Raw genomic sequence first — 22516 nt, 5'->3', positions numbered from 1 at the left:
GATGAATGTGAGCCAAAAATCGCCATTAACATTAGGACAAGCACTACAATAACTTTTGAAGATTTTGCAGTACTCTCTCAAGCCATTGAGACTTTAAGCTTCTCAGAAAAAAGAGTTCTATATCTGAAATTTTTTCAAGACAAAACAGACAAGGAAATAGCTCAATTTATTGGTGTAACGAGACAAGCAATTACTAAATCAAAATCAAACGTACTGGTGAAGCTTAAAAATCACCTGGAGATCCAATCATAATTTTTTCTGTCGCATACGTGCTCCTCCTTCTTTTTTGTGATGAAAACATTTATCAAAGGAGGGTATGTTTATGCGTGAGGTTATTGATCTGATTCAACTCGCTCAAAACGGCGATACACAGGCTGAGGCCGAACTGATACATCGTTACGAGCCGCTAATTAATAAGTACTCGAGACAAAATGGGAGACTTAATGAAGATTGCAGGCAACAATTAATGCTGGAGTTCATTCTTGCAGTTCGTCGCTTCGATCTTAACCGGTATTATCATTAAAATACAAATAAGCGCCGTATACGTAATCGGCGCTTATTTTTTTACATTAAGCATTCTCCTGCAGGTAAGCTTTCGTGAAATAAAAGTCAATCAACCTTATTTATAATGTGAAGCTGAAAAGAACCCTTATGCCTTAAAGTTGCTTAGTTGATTATTACCGACATTCAGCACAAAGAACTTCACTTACGTAGAATCAGCTTTTTGTTCTATTTAAGCAGAAGCCATATCACCCGTTCACATGAGCCGGTATCACCGAGGGCGCCTTGGGTATCTCGCTTGCGATGTCATCGGTAAGATGGAGCTTGTAGCCGAACCACTTTGACTTTGCTGCCAAAAGAGTCGACTTTGCACCCTAATGAACATTAATCAGTAACCTCTTATGATAGCCACCCTTGCGAATGAGGGCGGCCCTTTCTGTCGTCAGTAACACCACTCTCCTTAATCATCCTAAGATGCAATATTGTGCCCTCAGTTCCTGAAGGGTATCGCTAGTATCACTGGCCGGTGTTTTTAAAATGCATTCATCCAGCACGGAAGAAACCCCACTTTTAATCAACCATTTGAACTGCTTTGGTTGCCTTTTTGACATGAAACCCCATTTAAAATGTAGAAGATCATTTTTGATCTTCCGTATTTACTTCTCTAAATTTAACTCATGTTCCTTGACAAGTTCATACTACCTATTTCAAGTACATTCCTCGGCCTCCGTTATCGGCGGAAGCGACGAAGTGGTAGCGCCATGACTGTTCCCACACGAGCGACCAACTACCGGCTGAAATCAACCTGTGGCGGGTTGAATCGCGATCACCGGCAAGAGGGATAATGATACTTCTGCCCGGCCAACGTCACGGTATAGGGGGTAGCCCGCTCGGATGAGGGGGAGCTTCGGAGAACCGAAGTTATGATGCAGGTTTGCCACCTGCAGCTTGAAACAGGTATTCATCATCTTTTCCATTTTCACAATTTCTCTGTTACTCTTATTTCTCCTTCTTCCTACATAAAAATATAATTTAAGAGAGGAGATTTTGGATAATGTGCCCGCCTGAACTATTAAAACTGATGTTTCAAGATTACCCCGATGTCGTCAATGTCCCGCAACTATGCGAGATGCTCGGTGGCATCAGCACCAAATCGGCTTATAAACTCCTTCAAGAAAACAAAATCAATCATTTCAGATTCGGCAGATCTTATAAAATCCCCAAAGCCAATATTATCTCCTACCTCCACAGCATAATGACCGATTCTCCCACCACTCACTGTGACGCTTTAGTGCATTGAATCACCCGTTGTACTATGGTATATTAACAGTGTCAATGGTAGGAGATCGGGTTGCTAACCAAGGAGGGACATTTTTATGGTAGCAGGCCACCTACAGGAAAAAAAAGGTCTTTTTTATATCGTTCTGAACTACAAAGATGGCGGAAAACGAAAAAGCAAATGGATTCCCACCAAACTTCCGGTAAAAGGCAACAAGAAAAAAGCGGAAACCATGTTGCTGGAGGCGCGCAAGAATTTCGTTCCCCCCTCAGAAACCAATTTGGAAAATGAAGAAGAGGTGGTTGCTGAAGAAAAAAACAGGCAGACGGATGACACAGAAAGTAAAGAATTGGAAGAGGACGACATTTTATTCGCCGACTTTATGTTGGAATGGCTCGAAATGATGAAATATCAGGTTGAGATCACTACCCACTCAGCTTATAGTTTTGCCGTTAACACCAAAATTGTCCCATACTTCCGGGAAAAAGGGGTTTATTTGAAAGAGCTGCAGCCCAAACACCTTCACGATTTTTATCAGTATGTCTTGAAAGAATTTGGGCTGACCACCAACACCGTACTGCATTATCATGCCAACATTCGACAGGCGCTGCAACATGCTTTTGAAATGGACATGGTACCTTCGAACTCCGCAGACAAAGTGAAGCGGCTCAAGAAGAACCAATTTATTGGGAGCTACTACACAAGTGATGAACTAAACGATTTGTTCGAAGTCGTGAAAGGCGATCCGGTTGAGTTGGCTGTCATTTTGGCAGCTTTTTACGGGCTACGGCGAAGTGAAATTGTCGGGCTCAAATGGGACGCCATCAACTTTCAGCATCAGACCATTACCATTAAGCACACGGTTGTCCCTGTGTCGTATGAGGGCAAACAAATCATTGTGGAAAAAGACCGAGCCAAAAACAAATCGAGTTATCGTACTTTGCCGCTCGTCCCCGTCTTCCTAGAGCTGCTTTTGCGGCTGCTGAAAGAGCAACAAGCAAATCGAACGTTGTACAAGGACTCTTACAGCAACCAATATCAGGACTATATTTACGTCAATAAGCTGGGAGAGCGAATTAAGCCGGGTTACATTACTCAACATTTTCCGCTCGTCCTGAAAAAGCATAATTTACGAAGGATTCGGTTTCACGATCTTCGACACAGTTGTGCCAGCTTACTCCTTGCTAACGGTGTCAGCTTAAAGGAAATTCAGGCTTGGTTAGGGCATAGCCATTATTCCACGACCGCCAACATTTATGTTCATCTTGAATACAGCTCAAAGCTTTCTTCGGCTCAAGTGATGTGCGATACCTTGCAAATTCCGAGTATGCAAAAAGCTCCCGAATCTCCGCAACAGGAAACTCAAGAGCTCGTTCATTGTTAAATTGGTGCGGTCGAGAGGACTCGAACCTCCACGGGGGGTTAGCCCACACGGACCTGAACCGTGCGCGTCTGCCAATTCCGCCACGACCGCATTTTTACCTCTCCGATCACTCCTTAGAAAAAGGAGAGAACTACAGGAGAGAACTTGAAACCACTACTTACGAAAAACAGCATAACACCAAGGCTTTTGAGGGCAAATCCTTGACATCCGCACTAGAACCTGAACCGTGCGCGTCTGCCAATTCCGCCACGACCGCATAATCAAAAGAAAAACTATGAATCACGTAATTAATAATATACACCCAAGCAAGCCAGAAAGCAAGAACTTTTTTATAAGTTTAATTAAGCAGAAAAGCAGGTGCATCCCTTCCACATCAGGAAGAAACACCTGCTTTCGCTGTTTCGCACCCTTTTAAACGCGGGCGGAACGGGAGGATTCATAAATTTGCTTCACCAGTCTGAGCGATTGGATACCCTCGGCACCGTCCAGCCAAAATTTCTTTCCTTCCCGAATATGTGTATAAAAATCGCGGATCATCAGCCTGTGACTGGTTCCCCAATAGCTTTTGGCGCCGGTGATGGCGAGCGGCGGCTCACACAGCAGCGTCTCCTTCCCGCCTCTATACAGGTACAGACAATCCCTTCGCTGATAAAGGGTGCCTTGTTCGAATACGATCTCCAGCTCCACCGGTGAATTCACCGCATAAGCGTTCGTGGCATACAAAACCGCTGTCGCTCCGCTGGTGAACCGGAAGTGAGCGTGGGCTGTATCCTCCACTTCAATTACGCCTTCCAGCACGTCCGTCGTAATGCTGCCCCTAACGGATTCCACCAGTCCACCAAACCACTGCAGCAGATCCAGCGTATGGATGGCCTGATTGATCAGCACGCCGCCGCCTTCTGTCGCCCATTGCCCTCTCCAATCGCTCCTTGCATAATAGGCTTCATCCCGGTGCCAGGTCACGATGCCCTTCATGCCAATTAACCGGCCCAGCTCGCCAGAGTCAATGATTCTGCGGATCGTTTGCGAGGAGTCGTTATATCTGTTCTGCAGCACCACACCTAGCTGTGCCGTACTGCCGGCAGCGGCTTGCACCATCCGTTCCCCTGCTTCGATACTTTCGGCGATCGGCTTTTCTGTCACGACATGCTTCCCGGCCGCCAGCAGCTCGACAGCCAATCCGGCATGTTCGTGATGCGGAGTGCACAGATGAACCACACCGATGTCCTCCCGCGTCAAAATATCACGGTAATCATCTGCTGCCTCGGCCCCATATTCCGCTGCGGCGGCTTCCGCCTTCTTCCGGTCCCGGTCCACCAGCAGCCGCAGCGACACATCCTCCATCTCGCTGACCGACTGGGCATGCAGCGGATAAATGCTGCCGCAGCCGATAATGGCCGCACCCAGCTGCTTCATGTCATACCTCCTGTTCTGCCGCAACCCGCAGCGCCATCTCCTGTGCCTGAAGGCACAGCTCCGCCGCCTTGAACGCATGCTCCTGCGTCATGGCATTCTCCGTACGGTGCAAGCAGTCCAGAATCAGCTCGCCAAAGTAGGGATAGCCTACTTTGCCGCTGACTTCAAAGTGCTGCTCCCCATCCCCATTGACCAGAAATACATGATTGCCCTGCGGGCTTCTGGCGACATCAATATATTTGCGCAGCTCGATGGTTCCTTCCGTGCCGAGGATAAAGGTCCTTCCGTCTCCCCACGTCCCCAGGCCGTCCGGTGTGAACCAGTCCACCCGGAAGTAGTGGGTGCTGCCATTATCTCCAAGCAGTGTCGCATCCCCGTAATCCTCCAGCTCGGGATATTGCGGATGATTGTAGTTGGCCACTTTACTGTGCAGCACTTTGGCGTCCCGGTTGCCTGTAAAATAGAGAAACTGCTCGATTTGATGGCTTCCGATATCGCAGAGAATGCCGCCGTAATTTTGCTTGCGGAAAAACCACTCCGGCCGGGCAGCGGCATTCAGACGGTGCGGGCCAAAACCGGTCACCTGCAGCACACGCCCAATCGCCCCCTGCTGCACAAGCTGCCCGGCGAATACGGCGGCTTCCACATGAATTCTTTCGCTGTAATAGACGGCATATTTTCTGCCCGTTGCCGCCGCTTTCCGGCGCGCGCTTTCAAGCTGCTGCAGCGAAGTGAACGGAGCCTTGTCGGTAAAATAGTCCTTGCCCGCGTCCATAACCTGCAAACCAAGCGCACATCGCTCGGACGGCACGGCCGCGGCGGCCACCAGGCGAACCTCGGGATCAGCCAGCACTTCCTCAAGGCTTGCCGCCCATCTGGCCTCCGGGAACTTTTCCCTGAATTGGCTTACCTTCACGGGATCGGGGTCATATACCCATTTCAGGGTCGCGCCCGCTTCCGTCAAACCATTGACCATGCCGTAAATATGACCATGATCCAGCGCCGCCGCCGCGATCACAAATTCACCGGGGCGAACGACCGGAGCAGGTTTCCCCTGCGGCGCATAATTCATGCCATCCTGTCTGCTTTCAGCCATACGCTCACATCCTCTCCCGCACAAAATCGGCAAATGCTTTCAGAAGCTGCCGTGAATCATATTGTCCGCTAAAATCTTCAATACCGAGATAACCTTCATAGCGGATGGCTTTCAGAGCTTGCAGCACTTCTGTATAATCGATCATCCCTTCTTCCAGCGGGGACCAGCCCGCCGACCAGCGCGCAGTCCCGTCTGCTCTCCGCCCTTCCTGCTTCCAGGCCGCGTTCTTGATATGAACATGCGCCAGATAAGGGCCCAGCAGCTCCATGCCCAATTGGAACGGTTCATACCCTTCGTACACCATGTTGCCCGGATCGTAGAGGACTCCGATATAATCGGGGTTGCAGCCGCTGACAAGGCGGTAAGCCAGGGATGCGCTCGGCGCGATCGTTCTGTGATGGGTTTCTACCAGCCCTTTGATGCCATAACGCTTGGCCAGCACTTCGACCTCCTTCAGATACTTCACCGTCTTATCATATAACCCGGGGTAAGGTGTGGTTCCGTCATATCCAGCGACACCGACACGAATCAGTTCTGCTCCTAATTGACTTGCCGCATAAAAGGCCTGCTCCGCCGCTTCCAGATCTCCCACCTGCAGATAAGGCATCAATCCCGCCACCTTGAGCCCCCTGGATACCGTGATTTCCCTAAGCTTCAGCAATTCCTCTCCAGAAAGCCGCGGATCGATAGAGCAGCGGTTATTGCGCCAATACGAGGGCTGCTCGTCCGCCGCATCCGGGGGAACCTCCCGGTACCTCCATTCCACCCCGTTGAGCCCTGCTGCCTTGGCGGCGTCTGCCAGCTGCTCCGGCGTAAGTTCAGGTGTGGCTACCGTAAATACGGATAGCTTCATAATTCGTCACTCCTTTTGATAGAGACATGGATTTATCCCCTGATTCGTGCGCCTAATGTGAACCTGACACATCCAAAACAACACCGGCTCCCCCGTCTTTACGGAAGGAGGAACTGCGGATTCGCTCATCCAGCATATCCGCGTACAGCTGCTCATCCAGAGGAAGACTGACCCAATCGTCAACCCAGGTAGACAGATGCATGGCGTTGGATAATGTCAGTCCGAGAATACCCTCCTCACCCGGTGCAAGCAGCTTTTCCCCATGAAGAATCGCATTGGTGAAATTTTGCAGAATGCCCCTGTGCTGCGTTCCTTCCCCGCCGCTCAATGGAATTTCACATTTCCAGCACTCCGGACTGCCGAATCCCCCCCGATAGCTCGCGTTAAATTCAGGTTCCGGGGTCCGCAGCCTCCAGAACGTCAGCTTGCCGTCCTCGGCCACGATTTTGCCGCGATCCCCCGTCACCTCGAAGCGGTTCGTGCCCGGCGCTTCACCGGTTGTTGTAATAAAAACGCCAGTGGCTCCATTTTCATATTCCGCATAAGCCGTCACATCGTCTTCCACTTCAATATTGCGGTATTTGCCAAATTGACAGAAGGCTCTGATCCGCACCGGCATCAAACCTGTCGTCCATTGCCACAAATCGAGCTGATGGGGGTCCTGATTCAGAAGCACACCGCCCCCTTCCCCGGCCCAGGTCGCTCTCCAGCCACCGGAGTCATAATAGCTTTGGGAGCGGTACCAATTCGTAATAATCCAGTTCATCCTGCGCACCTCGCCAAGCTCCCCCGACTGGACCAAATCCCGCAGCTTCTGATACAGCGGATTGGTGCGCTGGTTGTACATGATGCCGAACACTTTGTCCGAGGCGGCCGCGGCCTCGTTCATTTCACGCACCGCTTTTGTGTACACGCCGGCAGGCTTCTCCACAAGCACATGATAGCCATGCCGGAAAGCTTGCACCGCAAGCGGCGGGTGATCATAATGCGGCGTGGCGATGAATACCGCATCCATGGCTCCTGAAGCCAAAAAGTCATCCACATCGTTGAACCTGCGTACAGAATCAGGCAAGTGCTGCTCCGCCCAGAGAAGACGATCAGGGTTCACATCGCACACTGCGGTCAGCTCCGCCCCTTGTATATGATGACTCAAACTGACGGCATGCGAAGTTCCCATATTGCCGATGCCGATGATGCCAAATCGCACCTTTTCCATTTTCGTTTCAGCCTCCCCTTCCATAACCAATATCCGTTGCGCCGCACTTCTTGAGTGTAGCCTGAGGACTAAGCCGGGAACATGACCGCAACTAAGAAGTTTTTGTACGATACTAAGATGAATCCGGTAAATCTGCTATAATGAATGATAGCGCTACCAAAACAACGTGTTAAGTCTTAGCAAGCTTGCTTTATATACTCGCCGTGACTCAGGAGGTGTGATGGCAATGGATGCCTCGAACCCGTTCTACAGCAGTCTGCTTGACGGCCTGACGGTCAGTGTGACCCATGCCCAGCAGCGCAGCACTTATGCCGGCTGGAACCGTTCAGAAGAAAAACCCGCATTCAACAGGCTCTACTTTATCGCCGGCGGCGAAGGCAAAGTGCTGATTAACGATGTTCCCTACTATCCCAGAGCCAATCAGGTCATGCTGATGCCCGCCTTTACCCGCCAGATCACCGAGACATCCGTTCATAATCCGTATGACCGCTATTTTATCCATTTTGACGCCCGCATCGGGGAATGGCCGTTGTTTCATGCCGCGAATCGGCTCTTCATCACCGAGGTTTCCGATCCTGCGGCCGTTCGCTCCCTGTTCGCCGATACGATCACACAATTCAACCGGCCCAGCGTGTACTCTGTGCTGAGAATGAAGGCCTCTGTCCTCTCCATCCTGGCCTGCTGCTTCGAAGAGGAGGGGCATACCGACTTCATCCATGAATTCGTCCTGCCGGCGGAGCACAGCAATCTCGCCGGTGTGCTGCAGTATATCAACAGCCATCTGCATGAGCAGCTGGAGGTGGAGCAGCTTGCGGAGATCATGCATCTGCATCCCAATTATTTTATCGCCTACTTCAAAAAATACATGGGCGTGACACCCATGAGATATGTGCTGGAAAAAAGGATGGAAGAAGCCAGGCGTCTGCTTTCCTTCTCAGATAAGAGCATTAGCGACATCGCGGAGCATACGGGCATGGAGCTGGCCTATTTCTCCAGAAAATTCAAACAGCTGGCTGGTGTCTCGCCGAAGGCCTACCGTGCGGCCACCAACGAATCAGTTCATTCATAGAGCCGGATAGTGACTAACCTTCATAATTTATTCTCCATCCCCGGGGCTGTCCGGTTTATGTAAATCCAGCAGCTTCATCAGGTACACTTCACCGGCCTTTTTCTGCATCTCCTCCCAGGTGGCAAATGAGGTGCTGGCACGGACATACTTGTCCAGTACGGACGGTTCCAGCAGGTCCCATTCGTCCTCTGTCCGGACCCCAAGACCGCTGTCTTCCAGAAACCGGGTAAAGGATGGCGCATTGGTGTAGGCGGTCATGAAAGATTCATCAAAGGCCACATGATAGGGCACGCCTTCCCTGACGGCTTGCTCCACCTTTTGGCTGATAGCTTGAACAGATTTTTTCGTCTCATCCATCTGCTTCTGTCACCTCTGCATGTGTCTTTTTTTTAAAAAATTTGGGCGGAATGATCATTCTTCTATTAATTAGGTGTATTATACCATTAATATTGTTGTACGAACGCTCACGTTTTCAAAGCAGATTGGAGAGACGATTCCTTGATAAGAACTCATATGATCCGCATCAACGCCGTGATGGAAAAATGGACTCCGCTGATCGCGCCGGGCAGTCTCGTGCTTGGCATCCTGCTGGCACGCTGGCTGAGCCCTTATACCGGACTTGTTCCGTGGATATTCGCTTTTATGACGTTTGCCGGCAGTCTGGGCTCCAGCTTTGGCGATCTGAAAAGAGTGCTGGCGCGTCCGCTGCCCCTGCTCGCATCCCTGCTGCTGCTTCATGTATGGATGCCCTTGGTCGGCTGGGCCGCGGGTTCGCTTTTCTTTCCTGCGGATATGTATACGATTACGGGCATTCTGCTTGCTTTTACCATCCCCACTGGAATCATAAGCTTTATGTGGGTATCCATGTTCAAGGGCAATATTGCCGTGACCCTGTCGCTCATCCTGATTGATACGTTCCTGTCTCCGTTTATCGTGCCTTACACCCTGAAGATTTCGGTCGGAGCCGACGTGCAGATCGATACACTCGGCATGATGAGAGGGCTGCTGTGGATGGTCGTTCTCCCGTCACTGCTGGGCATGGTCCTGAACCACTTGACGAAAGGACGGATCAAGACTGGGCTTGGCCCCCTGCTTGCACCGTTCAGTAAAATCGGGCTGGTTGCCGTCATCTCCATCAACGGCTCGGTGGTCGCGCCTTATATGATGGATTTCGACTGGAAGCTGGTTCAGATTGCATTGGTCATTTTGCTGGTGGCCGCTTCAGGATATCTCTTTGGACTGCTGGCAGCCCGGCTCTGCAAATGGGACCGCGGCATCACCGTGGCGATGACCTTTAATTGCGGCATGCGCAACATCAGCGCAGGGACGGTGCTGGCCATGACCTATTTTGCGCCTGCCGTTGTGCTTCCCGTCATTCTCGGGTCCCTGTTCCAGCAAATTCTCGCCTCCAGCTATGCACAGGTCTTGCGGTTTATTTACAGGAAGCAGGATCAAGCCGCACTTTCGGGAGAGATTTCAACCTAAAAAACAGCGCACAGGCCTTGTGATTGGCTCGTGCGCTGTTTTCCTTCAGTACTCCCATTCAAGCAGATCCTGCAGCAGCACCTTGGCGAAAGCCAGCTGTTCAGGCGTGTACTTGTCAAGCATTTTTTTAAAGCGCTGTTCCACTTCCTTGTGAAGCTTGTCATGGATAAGATGGAGCTGCTCTCCCCGCGGGGTCAGACGGAAGAAAACCTCTTTCTTGTTGTCATTGAGCTGCTCTCTTCTAATCAAACTCTGCTCAAGCAGCTTGCTGCTGATCCGGGTAATCGACCCCTTCGTTAAATTCAGTTTCTCGGACAGCGTAGTGACGTTGATCGGTTCATGATCCCCTATGCAGGCAATCATATGAACGTCCGACAGGTTGAGATTCAGACGTAAGCCGAGCTCCTTCTCCACCTTTTCCTTTTCTTCCTCAAGCCGTGAGGTCATAATGCTATCCTTTGCTTCCTGCTGGCTGATCAGTCTGATGAACAGCTCAAAAATCCATTCTTTGGTTACATCGGTTCCCTTCATGAATAGAAAACTCCTCCGGTTGGTTTCATCCTCCTTATTATACATATTGTTTCCTACAAAACAATCAGGCAATCAAAATGGCTCTCCAACATCAATTAATCATTGCCGCAATGCAATCCACTTCAATCAGCCAATCCGGCATGCCAAGCGCCTGAACTCCCAAAAGCGTGCTGGCCGTCAGCGGCCATTCCTCGCCAAATACTTCAAAACCTGCCTGGAAAATAACCTCCACCAGCTCTTCACGGTGATTGACCACATGTATTTTCATTTGCACCACATGCTCAGGTCCGGCCCCGGCCGCCTCCAGCGCCAAATTGATATTTTTGAACACCTGCAGAGCCTGCTGCCTGTAATCATTCAGGCCGACCAGCTCCCCTTCCCGGTTAAGTGCCACCTGCCCGGAGATAAAAGCCAGACTCGCCGGTGGTGTAATCACTACTTGCGAGATTAGGTGACTGAACCTTTGATCCAGCGTGGACGGGTTTATTTTTTTCATGCATTTCATCCCTTCATTTTTGTTTTGCACAAAACAACAATAACACAAAAATGTTTCGCCCGAAACTATTTTGTTATTTTTCGTTATACTGCAAACACCGTTTCCTCAAGCCTAATCATAATGCCCTGCGGGTAAAACATCGCAATGCTACCCGTAACACGCTTTCCAGAACTATACTTTACCTTCGCCCTTTCCCTATCAAGCCTCTTTGCCACATAAATAGATAAGCCTCTTCATATGCTGTTCTGAAGAATTGGGTTCTCCGACTAATCTTGCATTTTGCATACGAAAGGAGCTTGAAATACATGGGGAACGAGCATCAGCGCGATGGAAAGCATTATAATGTGCCGCAGCCGATTCGGGATGATGGGGCAGGCGGTCCTGATTATGGCCCGCGGGATATTCTGCGGGACAGACAAAATCCCGATATGCTTGTCCCTCCCTCCACAGACAGCGGCCTGCTGCCCAATCTGAAATTTTCGTTTTCCGACACAAGTATGAAACTCAACCATGGGGGGTGGTCCAGAGAGGTCACGGCCCGTGAGCTGCCTGTCGCCACAACGCTGGCGGGTGTAAATATGTATCTGACACCGGGAGGGGTGCGCGAGCTGCATTGGCATCAGCAGGCGGAATGGGCTTATATGATCCTGGGGAGTGCCCGAATCACTTCGGTCGATCAGAACGGCAGAAATTTTATAGCCGACGTTCATGCAGGCGATCTCTGGTATTTCCCGCCAGGTCTGCCGCACTCCATTCAAGGTCTGGAATCAGGATGCGAGTTTCTGCTTGTGTTCGATGACGGGAATTTCTCCGACTTGCATACATTATCGATCTCCGATTGGTTTGCGCATACGCCAAGTGACGTGCTGTCGGCCAATTTTGGCGTTCCTCCGCAAGTGTTTGATACCCGGCCCTCACACCAGGTATATATTTATCAGGATGAAGTACCCGGCCCGATCGAAACCGAGCAAATTCAATCCCCGTACGGTACGGTTCCGCAAAGCTTCACCCATCATCTGCTGGCACAACCTCCGCTGCGAACTCCCGGGGGAAGTGTGCGCATTGCGGACTCCAGAAATTTCCCTGTGTCCAAAACCGTTGCGGCCGCCCTGGTTGAAATCAAACCAGGCGCCATGAGAGAGCTTCACTGGCATCCCAATCAGGACGAGTGGCAGTACTACCTGACCGGTGAAGGAAGGATGACGGTTTTTGCTCCCAACGGTACAGCCCGCACCTTCGATTACAGAGCAGGGGATGTCGGTTATGTTCCCTTTGCCTTTGGCCACTATATTCAAAATACCGGGACTGAAACGTTGTGGTTCCTGGAAATGTTCAAAAGCGACCGGTTCGAGGATATATCGCTGAACCAATGGATGGCCCTTACCCCGCGTGAACTGGTCAAGTCCAATCTGAATGCGGAGGAAGAACTGCTGAATGCCCTGCGCAAGGTAAAATGGCCTGTTGTAAAATATACTGCGGATCAAGACGGAAAAAAGTCATAGACCGTGTCTGCGAGCATCTGCAGAACAAAAACAAGCTTCCCCTCCACATTAGCGTGAAGGGGAAGCTTTTACTTATACAGCGTCTTATTATGCTTCAATTCTCTTTTTCCACAGTCCCAGGACGAACGCGGAGACCACTGCGCCAATTGCAACAGCCAGCAGGAAGAGCAGAGCATGGTTGGCAAGTGCTGCTACGAAAATGCCGCCGTGCGGAGCCGGGATGTTAATGCCCCAGAGCTGTGTCAGGCCTCCGGCAATCGCGGAGCCCAGGATACAGGAGGTGAGCACGCGCAGCGGATCAGCCGCCGCAAACGGAATCGCACCTTCTGTAATGAAGGACAGGCCAAGCACATAGTTGGTCAGACCGGATTTTTGCTCTTGCTGCGTAAACTTGTTCTTGAAGAACGTTGTAGCCAGGGCGATCGCCAGCGGAGGCACCATGCCCCCTGCCATAACAGCCGCCATCATCATGCCGTTCGTATTGCCGCTGGACGTAAATACGCCGATGGCAAACGCATAAGCCGCTTTATTGAATGGTCCGCCCATATCGATGGACATCATACCGCCGAGAACAAGACCGAGCAGAACAGCGTTGCCTGTACCCAGATTGTTCAAGGCTCCTACCAGCCAGGTGTTGATTGAACCGAAAATCGGGTCGAAAATGTAAAACATGATCGTACCTGCGATCAGCAGGCCGAGTACTGGATACAGCAGGATCGGCTTCAAGCCTTCCAGTGATTTCGGCAGACCGGACAGCGCTTTACGCAGCCAGATGACCACATAACCTGCCAGGAAACCTGCTGCCAGACCGCCAAGGAAACCGGCATTGGAGTTCACGGCCATGAGGCCGCCGACCATACCCGGCATCAGTGCCGGACGGTCTCCAATGCTGATCGCGATAAAGCCGGCCAGAACGGGAATCAGGAAGTGGAAGGCCCCGTCACCGCCGCCAATCGTCTGCAGCAGCTGGAACAGCGGACTGTCCGCACCCGCAACCTGCTCGATCAGGAAGGAGATTGCCAGCAAAATCCCGCCGCCCACGACGAAAGGAAGCATGTGGGAAATCCCGTTCATCAGGTCTTTATATATTTTGCTGCCTAGGCTGCCTTTTTCCTCGTTTTTGCCGCCCGCGGTGCTTCCGCCCTCGCTGCGGTAGATTGGTGCTTCTCCTTTTAACGCTTTCGAAATCAGCTCCTGCGGCTTACGGATACCGTCGCTGACGGGTCTTTGCAGCACAGGCTTGCCGTCAAAGCGGTCCATGTCCACCTTCTTATCCGCCGCGACAATGACGCCTTTTGCACGCCGGATTTCATCCGGAGTCAGCACGTTTTGCGCACCCTCCGAGCCGTTGGTCTCAACCCGGATTTGCACGCCCATCTCCGCTGCCTTCTTCAATAGCGCGTCCTCTGCCATAAACGTATGAGCGATGCCTGTTGGACACGCGGTTACCGCAACGACGAAGTCCTCGGATTCCGAAGCTGCTTTTGTCACATCCGCAGGTGTCGGCTGAGAAGAAGCTTTCTTTGCTCCGCTTTCTTTCTCCGCCTCTTCCGATTGCCGGGCATCGAACAGAGCCGCTACTTCATCCGGAGTTCGTGTATTCATCAGCTTGTCGATGAAATCGCTATCAATTAACAGCCTGGATAGAGCTGCCAAGGTTCGAAGATGTGTATTGCCTGCTCCTTCCGGAGCAGCAATCATAAAAAATATTTTCGCAGACTGACCGTCCAGGGATTCGTATTCCACACCTTTGCTGCTCTTTCCGAATACTACGGTCGGTTCGTTGACTGCTTTCGTTTTGGCATGCGGCATGGCAATGCCGTTGCCGATTCCTGTGCTCGATTCCCCTTCGCGCTTCAGGATCATTTCTTTGAACAGGACCGGATCGTTGATCCGGCCGCTGGCGGCCAGGCTCGCGATCAATTCGTCGATGGCGGCTTCCTTGGTCGTCGCCTGCATATCCATGATCATCGTTTCTTTAATCATCAGATCTGTAATTCTCATGTTTTCGCACTCCCCTTGAGTTGGTTCAACACCTGGACCGGCAGCAAGGCCGCAGCCTTGTCTGCCTCCCCAATTCTTAACACTCTGAAATCTTTACCTGCGGCAGCAGCTGCTCGATCAGCGAACGGACGGCCAGATCGTCGGAAAAAGCCGTCGCACTGCCGGAAGCGACTCCTGTGCGGAAAGCCTCCAGCGGATCGCTGTTCAGCACATAGGTCCCGACGAAACCCGCGATCATGGAATCGCCTGCTCCGACAGAATTCTTCACCGTCCCCTTTGGTGCGGTTGCGTGATATACCTTATCCGCTGTAATAAGCAACGCCCCTTCACCAGCCATGGAAATCAGCACATTCTTGGCGCCTGCCTCCAGCAGCTTGCGACCATAGGCGGCGATCTCCTCACGTGTGTGAAGCTCGACGCCGAACAGCTCCGCCAGTTCATGATGATTCGGTTTGACGAGCAGCGGCTTGTGAACAAGCGCTTTCATCAAGGCTTCGCCTGTCGTATCAATCACAAATTCCGCACCCGCTTGCCGACATGCGCCGATCAGCCGCTCGTAAAAATCCCCGCCCAGCGAAGGCGGTATGCTTCCGGACAGGATGACGATGTCATCCTCGTGCAGCGCAGACAGCTTGTGCAGCAGCCCGTCGGCTTCCTCCGGACTGATATCCGGTCCAAGTCCGTTAATCTCTGTCTCGTCCCCGTGTTTAAGCTTGATGTTGATGCGAGTGTCGCCCCGGACCGTTACAAAATCGGTTCGAATGGAATCCTCGCGCAGCTTATCGTCGATAAAACGTCCGGTGAAACCGCCGAGAAAGCCAATCGCCGTATTCTCCGCGCCCAGCTGCTTCAGCACGCGCGATACGTTAATGCCTTTGCCTCCGGGCAGCTTCAAATCCCTTCTCATCCGGTTCAGGCCGCCCAGCTTTACGTCTTCAACTTCTACGATGTAATCGATGGAAGGGTTAAGCGTCACAGTATATATCATGGTTATCCCTCTATTATTTTAGTTTTCTGGGCAATCGCCCGGCGCCAGCGCTCCGGCACGAATTCCGTTATCAGCACACCTGCCCTCAGCTCAAAAAGTTTGGCAAAAGTCACCTCGCCGATCTTGCTGGAATCCGCCAGCACATAAGTTTTGCTTGACAGATCGTGCGCACGCCGTTTGATTAACGCCTCCTCCGGATCGGGCGTGGTGTAGCCCATTTCGGCATCCACCCCGTTCGTGCCGATGAAGCATTTATCAAACCGGAAATTGTCCAGATTCTGGAGAGCAATGCTGCCGATGACGGCTTTCGTATGCATCTTCATCATTCCGCCCAGCAAATAGCTGCGAATCTGTTTGCTCACCAGTGCTTCGACATGGGACAATCCATTCGTCACCACGGTTACGTCCTTGGCCTCGATATGAGGAATCATCGCTAATGTAGTTGTACCCGCATCCAGATAAATGCATTCCCCGTCACGTATTTCCCGTGCTGCCAGATGACCGATGACGTTTTTTTGTTGAACGTTTTTGAACGTTTTCTCATCCATCCCCGGCTCCTGGCTTTTCTGGTTAAGCAGGGCCGCTCCTCCATGCACACGCTTGAGCAGCTGACGGCTTTCAAGATCGATCAGATCACGGCGGATCGTCGATTCCGAAGCGCCAAGCTCCTCAACCAGCTGCTGCAATTTTACAACACCGTTAACTTGTAAGCGCTCTAAAATTAACTTATATCTTTCCTCTGTCAGCATGGTCACTCCTCCAACTGAACATATCGTATCATATTTTCGCCAAAAAACAATCACTTTCCTTCAAAAAACTTCAGAAATACTCAGATCGAACGGGTTATTTTACAAATTAGTGAACTGGATCAACCATGATTGTGGGTTATCTTACAATGTTAGGATTCAAAAGAATGATTTTCTATATACTTTATTCTTTATTCATGTAAAAAAAGTGCCCCATATGAATGGAGCACCTTGTATAATCATCGCAGCCAATAAACAGACAGGTCTGTATAATTAATTTAATGAGTTAACCGTTTTGCCAGAAAATTTCGAATCAGGGTTGCACTGAGCTCCAGTTCTTCTTCAAGTGGAAAGTGACCCGTATTTAACAGATGGATCTCTACATCATCTAAATGCTTTTGGTAAGCAAGCGCTCCTGCCGGACCAAAGAAGATGTCATTTTTCCCCCATGCAACCAGCATCGGTGGCTGGTATGTCTTAAAGTAATCATGCCAGATTGGATATTGCTTCAAATTGTTCTGATAATCATAATAGAGTGCCAACTGGATGTCGTTATTCCCTGGCCGGTCAAGGGCGATTTGATCCATATTCCAGGCATCAGGGCTGATCATCTCAGGATTACGGGTTCCGTTTACGTACTGATATTTCGTGAATTCCAGTGTAAGCAGATTAAGTACATTCTCACGGATTGCACTGTCGGCTGGATCTTTCCATAAGGCACGGATCGGCTCCCAGGCTGGCTCTAGCCCTTCTTCATAAGCATTTCCATTTTGCGAAATGATCGCTTGAACTCGTTCCGGATGCATACTGGCCAAACGGAAACCGACCGGAGCACCATAGTCATGAACATAAATGCTGTATTTGTCCAGGTTCAATTGTTCCACAAATTCGTTAATCAGACTTGCAAGGTTGTCGAACGTATAAGTAAACTCCGAAATTAAGGGCTGATCGCTGTTACCAAAGCCCGGATAGTCCGGCGCGACGATATGGTAACGATCTTCAAGTTGAACAATAAGATTTCTGTACATGTGTGACGACGACGGGAATCCATGCAATAAGAGAATTGTTGGATTCACCCTGCTTCCTGCTTCCCGATAAAAAATATTCAAACCGTTAACTTGGGCAAAACTGTGTTTTACGCTCATGAGACTCACCTCTTCATTTTATTTGCGATTCAGCAGGTTAACTGCTCTGGCGACTTAAATTATACATACAGGTCTGTATAGTTTCAACCTTTTTAAATATTTTTTTAATTTGCTTATCGTTTTACAGCGCTTTATAATAACTAGACAGGTCTGTATACCTTTTAGTTTCTTTCGAAAAAGAGGGGATCATATGGCTAATAAAAGTAAAAAAGAACATATTCTTAAAGTCGCTTCCGACTTGTTTAATAAACAAGGAATTCGAGCAACCGGCGTTGACCAGGTCGTTTCGGAATCAAATGTTGCCAAGATGACACTTTACAATCATTTTCAATCCAAGGATGATCTTGTACTTGCTTATCTAATGAGGCAGGATGATGAATGGAGAACATGGTTCGAGGAGTCTGTTAATAAACAAGGAAAAAACCCAAAGGATAAATTATTAGCGGTTTTCGACGTATTAGGCGAGTGGTTCGAGGAACCGGAGTTCAATGGATGTGCATTCATTAAGACGGCATCAGAGTTTACCGATCATTCCCATCCTTACTATGAGGCGGCCCATCATTACAAGTTATTTTTGCGCCATTATATCGCTTCTCTTATTGATCAATGTAATGTATCAGATCCGGAAGCATTAGCTAATGGTTTATTTTTGCTAGTTGAAGGAGCTATTACAACGGCGATGTTACAAACCGATCCTAAGCCCGCCCTACATGCACAAGAATCTGCCAGAATTATTATCGATCACTTCATCAAATCGGACTGAAATTGTATAAGACAGCACAAAAAAATTAGACGGTACAAAGTACCGTCTTTGCCCGGTTGCCCGGCCGCTCTTTTCCTGCCAGCTGTTGAATAAAAAGGTTGGTATCTATTCATCCTTTCCATAATAACGGAAGCTGGCAAAATCAGCATGGCTGCCTGCAAACTGCTGCATATCGTGAGCGCCAATGCCGATGAAATTGCCCGTGAAGCCCCCGGACAGGAAGCTGATCCGCTGCTGCTCAAGAAGAGGCTTCCATGCATTGGAATCGGCATTCGCCCCAATCCGGTAGTAAAACTGCGCATCCGTCTCATTCGCCTCCACAGCCAAATGAACGGGCACATGCTCGTCAATGGCCACTGCTTCTGGCAGCAGCGTAAATTGATCCCCTTCGCATTTCATCATCCGGAGCACCTTTCCCAACGTTTCATCCCGGCTGACACAGGCATACAGATAATTCTCATCATTCAAATAGAGCAGCAGTCCGGCCATTTGCAAATAGCTCCGGGAATCATACTCCAGCACCGTTTCCGCCCGAAACCGTTTATCCGTCTGGCGGATGGCAAGCAAGCGATGCCGGAAAAGGCTTTGCACCGACTCACCGGCGGTCACTCTGAGATAACCTGGGCGAGCGGCCAGCGAGCACCAGCTTTCATCCACTAATATGCGCAATGTATTCCAGCCTTTTTTTAGTTGCGTACCATCAAATTCATCCGAGAAATCCCGGTTCTGTCGCTGCGCATCCTCGTCCGGGTTTCCCCCTTCAGGCAGCGGGACGTGCAGCTGCGGCGTATTGCCGCCTGCCGTCAGGCGCAGCCAGCCGTCGCTGTCCCAAAAGACCTGCTGCAGTGCGGTCTCCCGTCCCAGAATCGCGTACTTTCCTTCCATGGGCCGGGTGCATAGATGCGCCATGTACCATTCTCCGCCCGGAGTCTGCACAAGGCTTCCATGTCCCGCACACTGCAGCTCCAGCTCAGGATTGTCCCGCGAAGTCAGCATCGGATTGCGGGGATCCACCTCGTAGGGGCCGGACAGCTCCCGCGATCTTGCCACGGTGACCGCATGACCGGAGCCTGTTCCGCCCTCTGCTGTAATCAGGTAGTAGTAACCGTTCTGCTTGTAAATGTGGGGTGCTTCCGTTTTCTTTAACCATGTCCCATCAAAAATTTTGAGCGGCTCACCGATTAAACGCTGCTGCACGCTATCATATTCCTGCATAACAATGCCGCTCGATTTATTGGGTTCCTTGATTCGATAATCCCACAGGGCGTTAAGCAGCCATTTACGGCCGTCCTCATCATGGAACAATGAAGGATCGAAGCCGCTGCTGTTCAGATATACAGGCTCCGACCATGGACCATCAATCGAAGGGGCGGTGATCAGGAAATTGTGGGCATCCTTGAAAGGACGCCGGGTGCTCTTCACGTCCGTATATACGAGATAGAAAAGCTCACCATGATAGCTTAGCTGGGGGGCCCAGATGCTGCAGTTCTTCGGGTTGCCCCGCAGATCGATCTGGTCTGTCAAAATATCGGTGCAATGATCCCAATTCACCAGATCCCGGGATTGATACACACGCACACCGGGCAGCCATTCAAAGGACGAGACGACGATATAGTACATTTCCCCGGCCCGCACGATGCACGGATCGGGATTAAAGCCTCGCAAAATCGGATTCTCGATCATCTTGTTCATAAGGTTTCAGGGTTCTCCTTTTCATTGTCCGCCGCAATCAGTCGTCTGTTCCGTATCATACATAAAACAGCGGCTACAAAATAACAAAATGAAAGCGGGAAGCCAAGGTATTGGGTGCCGAGAAGCAGGCATAGTCCTGCGAGCACATAACAGACAGCAGCCACCATAAGGCGGCTGCTTCTGGCTCCGCACAATCCGGCCAGAATCGCCAGGATCAGCACAGCCATGACCGTGATGCCGAACCAGGCCCCCAATGTACGCATTCCCTCATAGCTTTCCTGCAGCAACAGACTGCCGTTACTCTCCCGCAGCAGCGGGAAAAGCGTCGTTTCAAAGGTGCCGATGGGCATCTGCCAAATCACCATGGAAAATCCGCCTGCAAATATGGCCGTCAGTACAGAAGCGAACCAGCATATGCCGATCTCCCATTTTCGCAGCGTCACGGGCTATTCCCTCCATCCTGCCAAAAGTCCGTTCCGGCAAAGACCTTACGCTTGGTCCACGCCTCCTCCCCAGCAGCCAGGCAGCCCGCCCAAGGCACACGAATCGTGCGCAGCGCGGCCGCATCCCGGGCGCTGTATTCACGGTAATCAACCGTTTCCTCGTTCGCGGGATTGCCCCAGTTATCCCAGCCTTCAGGATGAATATGCCCGCCCATCCGGCAGCCGGCATACACGGTTTTCGCATATTCCCGCCACGGACGCCCGAGAAACACGGATGAAACTCCCGGCTCGGCGGTCAGGAAGCAGTTTTTGAACACATAGCCATACTGCTGCCCTTGCGGCGTAGAAGCGGCGGCGATATATCCCGGGTGACCACCTGTATGCCGCAGGCTGCGGATTTCGCAGGTCTCGAAAAAAGCGGTGGCCCCGCCAAAAATAAAGTCAACCGTCCCCTCGATATAACAATGCTGGTACAACTGCCGGTACTGTTCGTGGTGCTCGCGCAGCGGAATGCCTCCAAAGCTCGCCCGCTCCCGCGGTTTGGGCGGCAGCGGCCCGGTGAACAGGGTGTCCTGATGTCCCTTGAAGGTGCAGTTACGGAACACCGTTTCATCGCAATGCGCGTATACGGCCACCGCTTGCCCAATCTCCTCCCCCTGCCCGGCTGTATTGGAGACAGTCAAATTCTCCAGCACCAGTCGGCGTCCTCCCAGAAACAGAGTGGGCGTTGCGAACGTTCCGATTTCATCACCATGCTCGTCAAGCTCTTTGGCATACCGGTTCATGTTGATCTCCACCTGCCCGATCCCCACCATACGCAGCCATGAACGGTAAATGCGGACTGTCTCCTTATAAACCCCTGGCAAAATATACAGGGTCGCCGGCTGCTGCGGATCTCTCCGTTCCAAGGCATCAATGGCAGCCTGAATGGTGTCGAAATCACAAAAGGGTTCTTTTCCTACCAGCATCATGCGTGCATTTCCCCCCTAGCAATGATCCCCCAACTATAGATGGCTGGCCAAAAAGCGCTGCCAAGCCGTCCTCATTTCCAACGTCTCCATATGCCCTCCCGAAGTGATCACAGGCTGCCAATGCTCCGGCTTGCCCGCTTCACGGTATGCTGCCGCCAGCCCTTCAGCCAGGTGCTCGACCCCTTCGATGGGGCACAGCCTGTCATTCCTGCCCGTCAAGCTCATGCGCGGACGGGGGACAATCCTTTTCTGAATATCCAATGTGGTGAAATGCTTCAGCAGCCCGGGAACATACGAATAAAAGCCGTGATGGTCCAAGCCTCTTTTGGCAATAAGCGTGTGGGCATCCACCTGTCCGCAAATGTCGATGACGACCCCAATCCGTTCATCGAGCGCCCCCAGCCACCATGCCATCAAGCCGCCCATCGACATGCCGATGGTCGCGATCCGTGCAGCATCAATCTCCTTGCGAGTACACATATAGTCGAGCAACCGGCGGTTATCATAAAGCATCATGCCCCACATGACCCGGCCGTTCCACAGCATTTCCTTCACCAGCTCGCTTTCGGCTTTGCCGCCCCGTTCATTGAAGCCCCACATGTCGATGCAGCACACCGCGTATCCCATCCCCGTCAGCACCGAGGCGAATGACGGCTGCTGCAGATACGGGCTGCTGCGGATCAGCTCATTGCGTCCGCTGGCATAATTTCCTCCATGGGAATGATTGAACACGACCAGCGGATAAGGCCCCTCACCTGTTAAGGGAAAAGCAATTGAGGCGGGCACCCGCTCCAGCCCGTTAAGATCCAGCAAAACGGATTCCAGCCTGTATCCGTCCTGCTCCTCCTGCCTCAGCACTTCCGACGAAATCGGTGTTTCCGGGGGGAGGTCGCCCAATAAGCTCAGCAGCAAGTCCTTCTCCATGCCCACCACCTC

At 51.2% G+C, this 22516-nt stretch carries 23 protein-coding genes and 1 tRNA gene; 8 read left to right on the top strand and 16 right to left on the bottom strand.

Annotated elements, in window-relative coordinates:
• The 4 genes from ACE5KN_RS23940 to ACE5KN_RS23925 form a co-directional block, all read left to right on the top strand.
• The coding region (locus ACE5KN_RS23940; RefSeq protein ID WP_375533169.1) for a sigma factor-like helix-turn-helix DNA-binding protein at positions 1 to 252 on the top strand (252 nt) is incomplete at its 5' end.
• Positions 253 to 322: 70 nt separating this feature from the next.
• On the top strand, positions 323 to 523 hold the full coding sequence (locus ACE5KN_RS23935; protein WP_375533168.1) for a helix-turn-helix domain-containing protein: 201 nt from the start codon (positions 323 to 325) through the stop codon (positions 521 to 523).
• 1032 nt (positions 524 to 1555) lie between these two features.
• Positions 1556 to 1801 (top strand): helix-turn-helix domain-containing protein, encoded by a 246-nt coding sequence (locus ACE5KN_RS23930; protein WP_375527780.1) that lies wholly within the window; start codon positions 1556 to 1558, stop codon positions 1799 to 1801.
• 76 nt (positions 1802 to 1877) lie between these two features.
• Positions 1878 to 3164, top strand: coding sequence for a site-specific integrase (locus tag ACE5KN_RS23925; protein WP_375527779.1), 1287 nt, complete (start codon positions 1878 to 1880; stop codon positions 3162 to 3164).
• A 2-nt stretch (positions 3165 to 3166) separates the two neighbouring features.
• Here ACE5KN_RS23925 and ACE5KN_RS23920 read toward each other — a convergent pair.
• The 5 genes from ACE5KN_RS23920 to ACE5KN_RS23900 all read right to left on the bottom strand — a co-directional run bounded on the left by ACE5KN_RS23920 (position 3167) and on the right by ACE5KN_RS23900 (position 7745).
• A tRNA-Leu gene (locus ACE5KN_RS23920) sits at positions 3167 to 3254 on the bottom strand.
• A gap of 321 nt (positions 3255 to 3575) precedes the next feature.
• Positions 3576 to 4580 carry a Gfo/Idh/MocA family protein gene (locus ACE5KN_RS23915; protein WP_375527778.1) on the bottom strand — a complete coding sequence of 335 codons (1005 nt, stop codon included), beginning with the start codon at positions 4578 to 4580 and terminating at the stop codon, positions 3576 to 3578.
• Between the two features lies 1 nt (position 4581).
• Positions 4582 to 5676, bottom strand: coding sequence for a Gfo/Idh/MocA family protein (locus ACE5KN_RS23910; protein ID WP_375527777.1), 1095 nt, complete (start codon positions 5674 to 5676; stop codon positions 4582 to 4584).
• 4 nt (positions 5677 to 5680) lie between these two features.
• Entirely contained in the window at positions 5681 to 6529 is an 849-nt protein-coding gene (locus tag ACE5KN_RS23905) for a sugar phosphate isomerase/epimerase family protein (RefSeq protein WP_375527776.1), read from the bottom strand.
• Positions 6530 to 6581: 52 nt separating this feature from the next.
• Positions 6582 to 7745: a Gfo/Idh/MocA family protein gene (locus tag ACE5KN_RS23900; protein WP_375527775.1), complete on the bottom strand. Its 1164-nt coding sequence runs from the start codon at positions 7743 to 7745 to the stop codon at positions 6582 to 6584.
• Between the two features lie 226 nt (positions 7746 to 7971).
• Between ACE5KN_RS23900 and ACE5KN_RS23895 the strand changes: the two genes are divergently transcribed.
• Positions 7972 to 8814, top strand: a complete 843-nt coding sequence (locus tag ACE5KN_RS23895; protein ID WP_375527774.1) for a helix-turn-helix transcriptional regulator — start codon at positions 7972 to 7974, stop codon at positions 8812 to 8814.
• A 27-nt stretch (positions 8815 to 8841) separates the two neighbouring features.
• On the opposite strand, the gene ACE5KN_RS23890 is transcribed toward ACE5KN_RS23895, so the two are convergent.
• Positions 8842 to 9171: a hypothetical protein gene (locus ACE5KN_RS23890; protein ID WP_375527773.1), complete on the bottom strand. Its 330-nt coding sequence runs from the start codon at positions 9169 to 9171 to the stop codon at positions 8842 to 8844.
• A gap of 141 nt (positions 9172 to 9312) precedes the next feature.
• On the opposite strand from ACE5KN_RS23890, the gene ACE5KN_RS23885 reads away from it, so the two are divergent.
• The gene (locus ACE5KN_RS23885; RefSeq protein WP_375527772.1) at positions 9313 to 10299 is read left to right on the top strand and encodes a bile acid:sodium symporter family protein; all 987 of its coding nucleotides are present in this window, start codon (positions 9313 to 9315) and stop codon (positions 10297 to 10299) included.
• Positions 10300 to 10344: 45 nt separating this feature from the next.
• On the opposite strand, the gene ACE5KN_RS23880 is transcribed toward ACE5KN_RS23885, so the two are convergent.
• Together ACE5KN_RS23880 and ACE5KN_RS23875 are read right to left on the bottom strand one after the other, a co-directional pair.
• Positions 10345 to 10830 carry a MarR family transcriptional regulator gene (locus ACE5KN_RS23880; protein ID WP_375527771.1) on the bottom strand — a complete coding sequence of 162 codons (486 nt, stop codon included), beginning with the start codon at positions 10828 to 10830 and terminating at the stop codon, positions 10345 to 10347.
• Between the two features lie 91 nt (positions 10831 to 10921).
• Positions 10922 to 11326, bottom strand: coding sequence for a RidA family protein (locus ACE5KN_RS23875; protein ID WP_375527770.1), 405 nt, complete (start codon positions 11324 to 11326; stop codon positions 10922 to 10924).
• A gap of 305 nt (positions 11327 to 11631) precedes the next feature.
• Between ACE5KN_RS23875 and ACE5KN_RS23870 the strand changes: the two genes are divergently transcribed.
• Positions 11632 to 12828, top strand: a complete 1197-nt coding sequence (locus ACE5KN_RS23870) for an oxalate decarboxylase family bicupin (protein WP_375527769.1) — start codon at positions 11632 to 11634, stop codon at positions 12826 to 12828.
• Between the two features lie 87 nt (positions 12829 to 12915).
• Here ACE5KN_RS23870 and ACE5KN_RS23865 read toward each other — a convergent pair whose 3' ends face one another.
• The 4 genes from ACE5KN_RS23865 to ACE5KN_RS23850 form a co-directional block, all read right to left on the bottom strand.
• The gene (locus tag ACE5KN_RS23865) at positions 12916 to 14832 is read right to left on the bottom strand and encodes a PTS fructose transporter subunit IIABC (RefSeq protein ID WP_375527768.1); all 1917 of its coding nucleotides are present in this window, start codon (positions 14830 to 14832) and stop codon (positions 12916 to 12918) included.
• 76 nt (positions 14833 to 14908) lie between these two features.
• Complete coding sequence (gene pfkB, locus ACE5KN_RS23860) at positions 14909 to 15820, bottom strand: 1-phosphofructokinase (RefSeq protein WP_375527767.1); 912 nt, start codon at positions 15818 to 15820, stop codon at positions 14909 to 14911.
• A gap of 2 nt (positions 15821 to 15822) precedes the next feature.
• Positions 15823 to 16569: a DeoR/GlpR family DNA-binding transcription regulator gene (locus tag ACE5KN_RS23855; RefSeq protein ID WP_375527766.1), complete on the bottom strand. Its 747-nt coding sequence runs from the start codon at positions 16567 to 16569 to the stop codon at positions 15823 to 15825.
• A gap of 275 nt (positions 16570 to 16844) precedes the next feature.
• Positions 16845 to 17711 carry an alpha/beta fold hydrolase gene (locus ACE5KN_RS23850; protein ID WP_375527765.1) on the bottom strand — a complete coding sequence of 289 codons (867 nt, stop codon included), beginning with the start codon at positions 17709 to 17711 and terminating at the stop codon, positions 16845 to 16847.
• A 190-nt stretch (positions 17712 to 17901) separates the two neighbouring features.
• Between ACE5KN_RS23850 and ACE5KN_RS23845 the strand changes: the two genes are divergently transcribed.
• Positions 17902 to 18474 carry a TetR/AcrR family transcriptional regulator gene (locus ACE5KN_RS23845; protein WP_375527764.1) on the top strand — a complete coding sequence of 191 codons (573 nt, stop codon included), beginning with the start codon at positions 17902 to 17904 and terminating at the stop codon, positions 18472 to 18474.
• A gap of 105 nt (positions 18475 to 18579) precedes the next feature.
• Here ACE5KN_RS23845 and ACE5KN_RS23840 read toward each other — a convergent pair whose 3' ends face one another.
• The 4 genes from ACE5KN_RS23840 to ACE5KN_RS23825 are packed head-to-tail and all read right to left on the bottom strand — an operon-like array spanning position 18580 to position 22504.
• On the bottom strand, positions 18580 to 20157 hold the full coding sequence (locus tag ACE5KN_RS23840; RefSeq protein WP_375527787.1) for a glycoside hydrolase family 43 protein: 1578 nt from the start codon (positions 20155 to 20157) through the stop codon (positions 18580 to 18582).
• A 5-nt stretch (positions 20158 to 20162) separates the two neighbouring features.
• The gene (locus tag ACE5KN_RS23835; RefSeq protein ID WP_375527763.1) at positions 20163 to 20609 is read right to left on the bottom strand and encodes a hypothetical protein; all 447 of its coding nucleotides are present in this window, start codon (positions 20607 to 20609) and stop codon (positions 20163 to 20165) included.
• Positions 20606 to 21577: a pectinesterase family protein gene (locus ACE5KN_RS23830; RefSeq protein ID WP_375527786.1), complete on the bottom strand. Its 972-nt coding sequence runs from the start codon at positions 21575 to 21577 to the stop codon at positions 20606 to 20608. Before ACE5KN_RS23830 ends, ACE5KN_RS23835 begins: the two co-directional genes overlap by 4 nt.
• A 36-nt stretch (positions 21578 to 21613) precedes the next feature.
• Positions 21614 to 22504, bottom strand: a complete 891-nt coding sequence (locus tag ACE5KN_RS23825; protein WP_375527762.1) for a dienelactone hydrolase family protein — start codon at positions 22502 to 22504, stop codon at positions 21614 to 21616.
• Positions 22505 to 22516 lie beyond the last annotated feature (12 nt).

This window comes from Paenibacillus terreus, assembly GCF_042138595.1.
Lineage (GTDB): Bacteria > Bacillota > Bacilli > Paenibacillales > Paenibacillaceae > Paenibacillus > Paenibacillus terreus.
The sequence above is the reverse complement of the archived record's forward strand: the minus strand, read 5'-3'. Positions and strand labels throughout refer to the sequence as shown.

Bases quoted from the DNA above. Each gene is read 5' to 3' on its own strand.
- ACE5KN_RS23935 (WP_375533168.1), top strand. From the start codon at position 323: ATGCGTGAGGTTATTGATCTGATTCAACTCGCTCAAAACGGCGATACA.
- ACE5KN_RS23930 (WP_375527780.1), top strand. From the start codon at position 1,556: ATGTGCCCGCCTGAACTATTAAAACTGATGTTTCAAGATTACCCCGAT.
- ACE5KN_RS23925 (WP_375527779.1), top strand. From the start codon at position 1,878: ATGGTAGCAGGCCACCTACAGGAAAAAAAAGGTCTTTTTTATATCGTT.
- ACE5KN_RS23915 (WP_375527778.1), bottom strand. From the start codon at position 4,580: ATGAAGCAGCTGGGTGCGGCCATTATCGGCTGCGGCAGCATTTATCCG.
- ACE5KN_RS23910 (WP_375527777.1), bottom strand. From the start codon at position 5,676: ATGGCTGAAAGCAGACAGGATGGCATGAATTATGCGCCGCAGGGGAAA.
- ACE5KN_RS23905 (WP_375527776.1), bottom strand. From the start codon at position 6,529: ATGAAGCTATCCGTATTTACGGTAGCCACACCTGAACTTACGCCGGAG.
- ACE5KN_RS23900 (WP_375527775.1), bottom strand. From the start codon at position 7,745: ATGGAAAAGGTGCGATTTGGCATCATCGGCATCGGCAATATGGGAACT.
- ACE5KN_RS23895 (WP_375527774.1), top strand. From the start codon at position 7,972: ATGGATGCCTCGAACCCGTTCTACAGCAGTCTGCTTGACGGCCTGACG.
- ACE5KN_RS23890 (WP_375527773.1), bottom strand. From the start codon at position 9,171: ATGGATGAGACGAAAAAATCTGTTCAAGCTATCAGCCAAAAGGTGGAG.
- ACE5KN_RS23880 (WP_375527771.1), bottom strand. From the start codon at position 10,830: ATGAAGGGAACCGATGTAACCAAAGAATGGATTTTTGAGCTGTTCATC.
- ACE5KN_RS23875 (WP_375527770.1), bottom strand. From the start codon at position 11,326: ATGAAAAAAATAAACCCGTCCACGCTGGATCAAAGGTTCAGTCACCTA.
- ACE5KN_RS23870 (WP_375527769.1), top strand. From the start codon at position 11,632: ATGGGGAACGAGCATCAGCGCGATGGAAAGCATTATAATGTGCCGCAG.
- ACE5KN_RS23865 (WP_375527768.1), bottom strand. From the start codon at position 14,832: ATGAGAATTACAGATCTGATGATTAAAGAAACGATGATCATGGATATG.
- pfkB (WP_375527767.1), bottom strand. From the start codon at position 15,820: ATGATATATACTGTGACGCTTAACCCTTCCATCGATTACATCGTAGAA.
- ACE5KN_RS23855 (WP_375527766.1), bottom strand. From the start codon at position 16,569: ATGCTGACAGAGGAAAGATATAAGTTAATTTTAGAGCGCTTACAAGTT.
- ACE5KN_RS23850 (WP_375527765.1), bottom strand. From the start codon at position 17,711: ATGAGCGTAAAACACAGTTTTGCCCAAGTTAACGGTTTGAATATTTTT.
- ACE5KN_RS23845 (WP_375527764.1), top strand. From the start codon at position 17,902: ATGGCTAATAAAAGTAAAAAAGAACATATTCTTAAAGTCGCTTCCGAC.
- ACE5KN_RS23840 (WP_375527787.1), bottom strand. From the start codon at position 20,157: ATGATCGAGAATCCGATTTTGCGAGGCTTTAATCCCGATCCGTGCATC.
- ACE5KN_RS23830 (WP_375527786.1), bottom strand. From the start codon at position 21,577: ATGCTGGTAGGAAAAGAACCCTTTTGTGATTTCGACACCATTCAGGCT.
- ACE5KN_RS23825 (WP_375527762.1), bottom strand. From the start codon at position 22,504: ATGGAGAAGGACTTGCTGCTGAGCTTATTGGGCGACCTCCCCCCGGAA.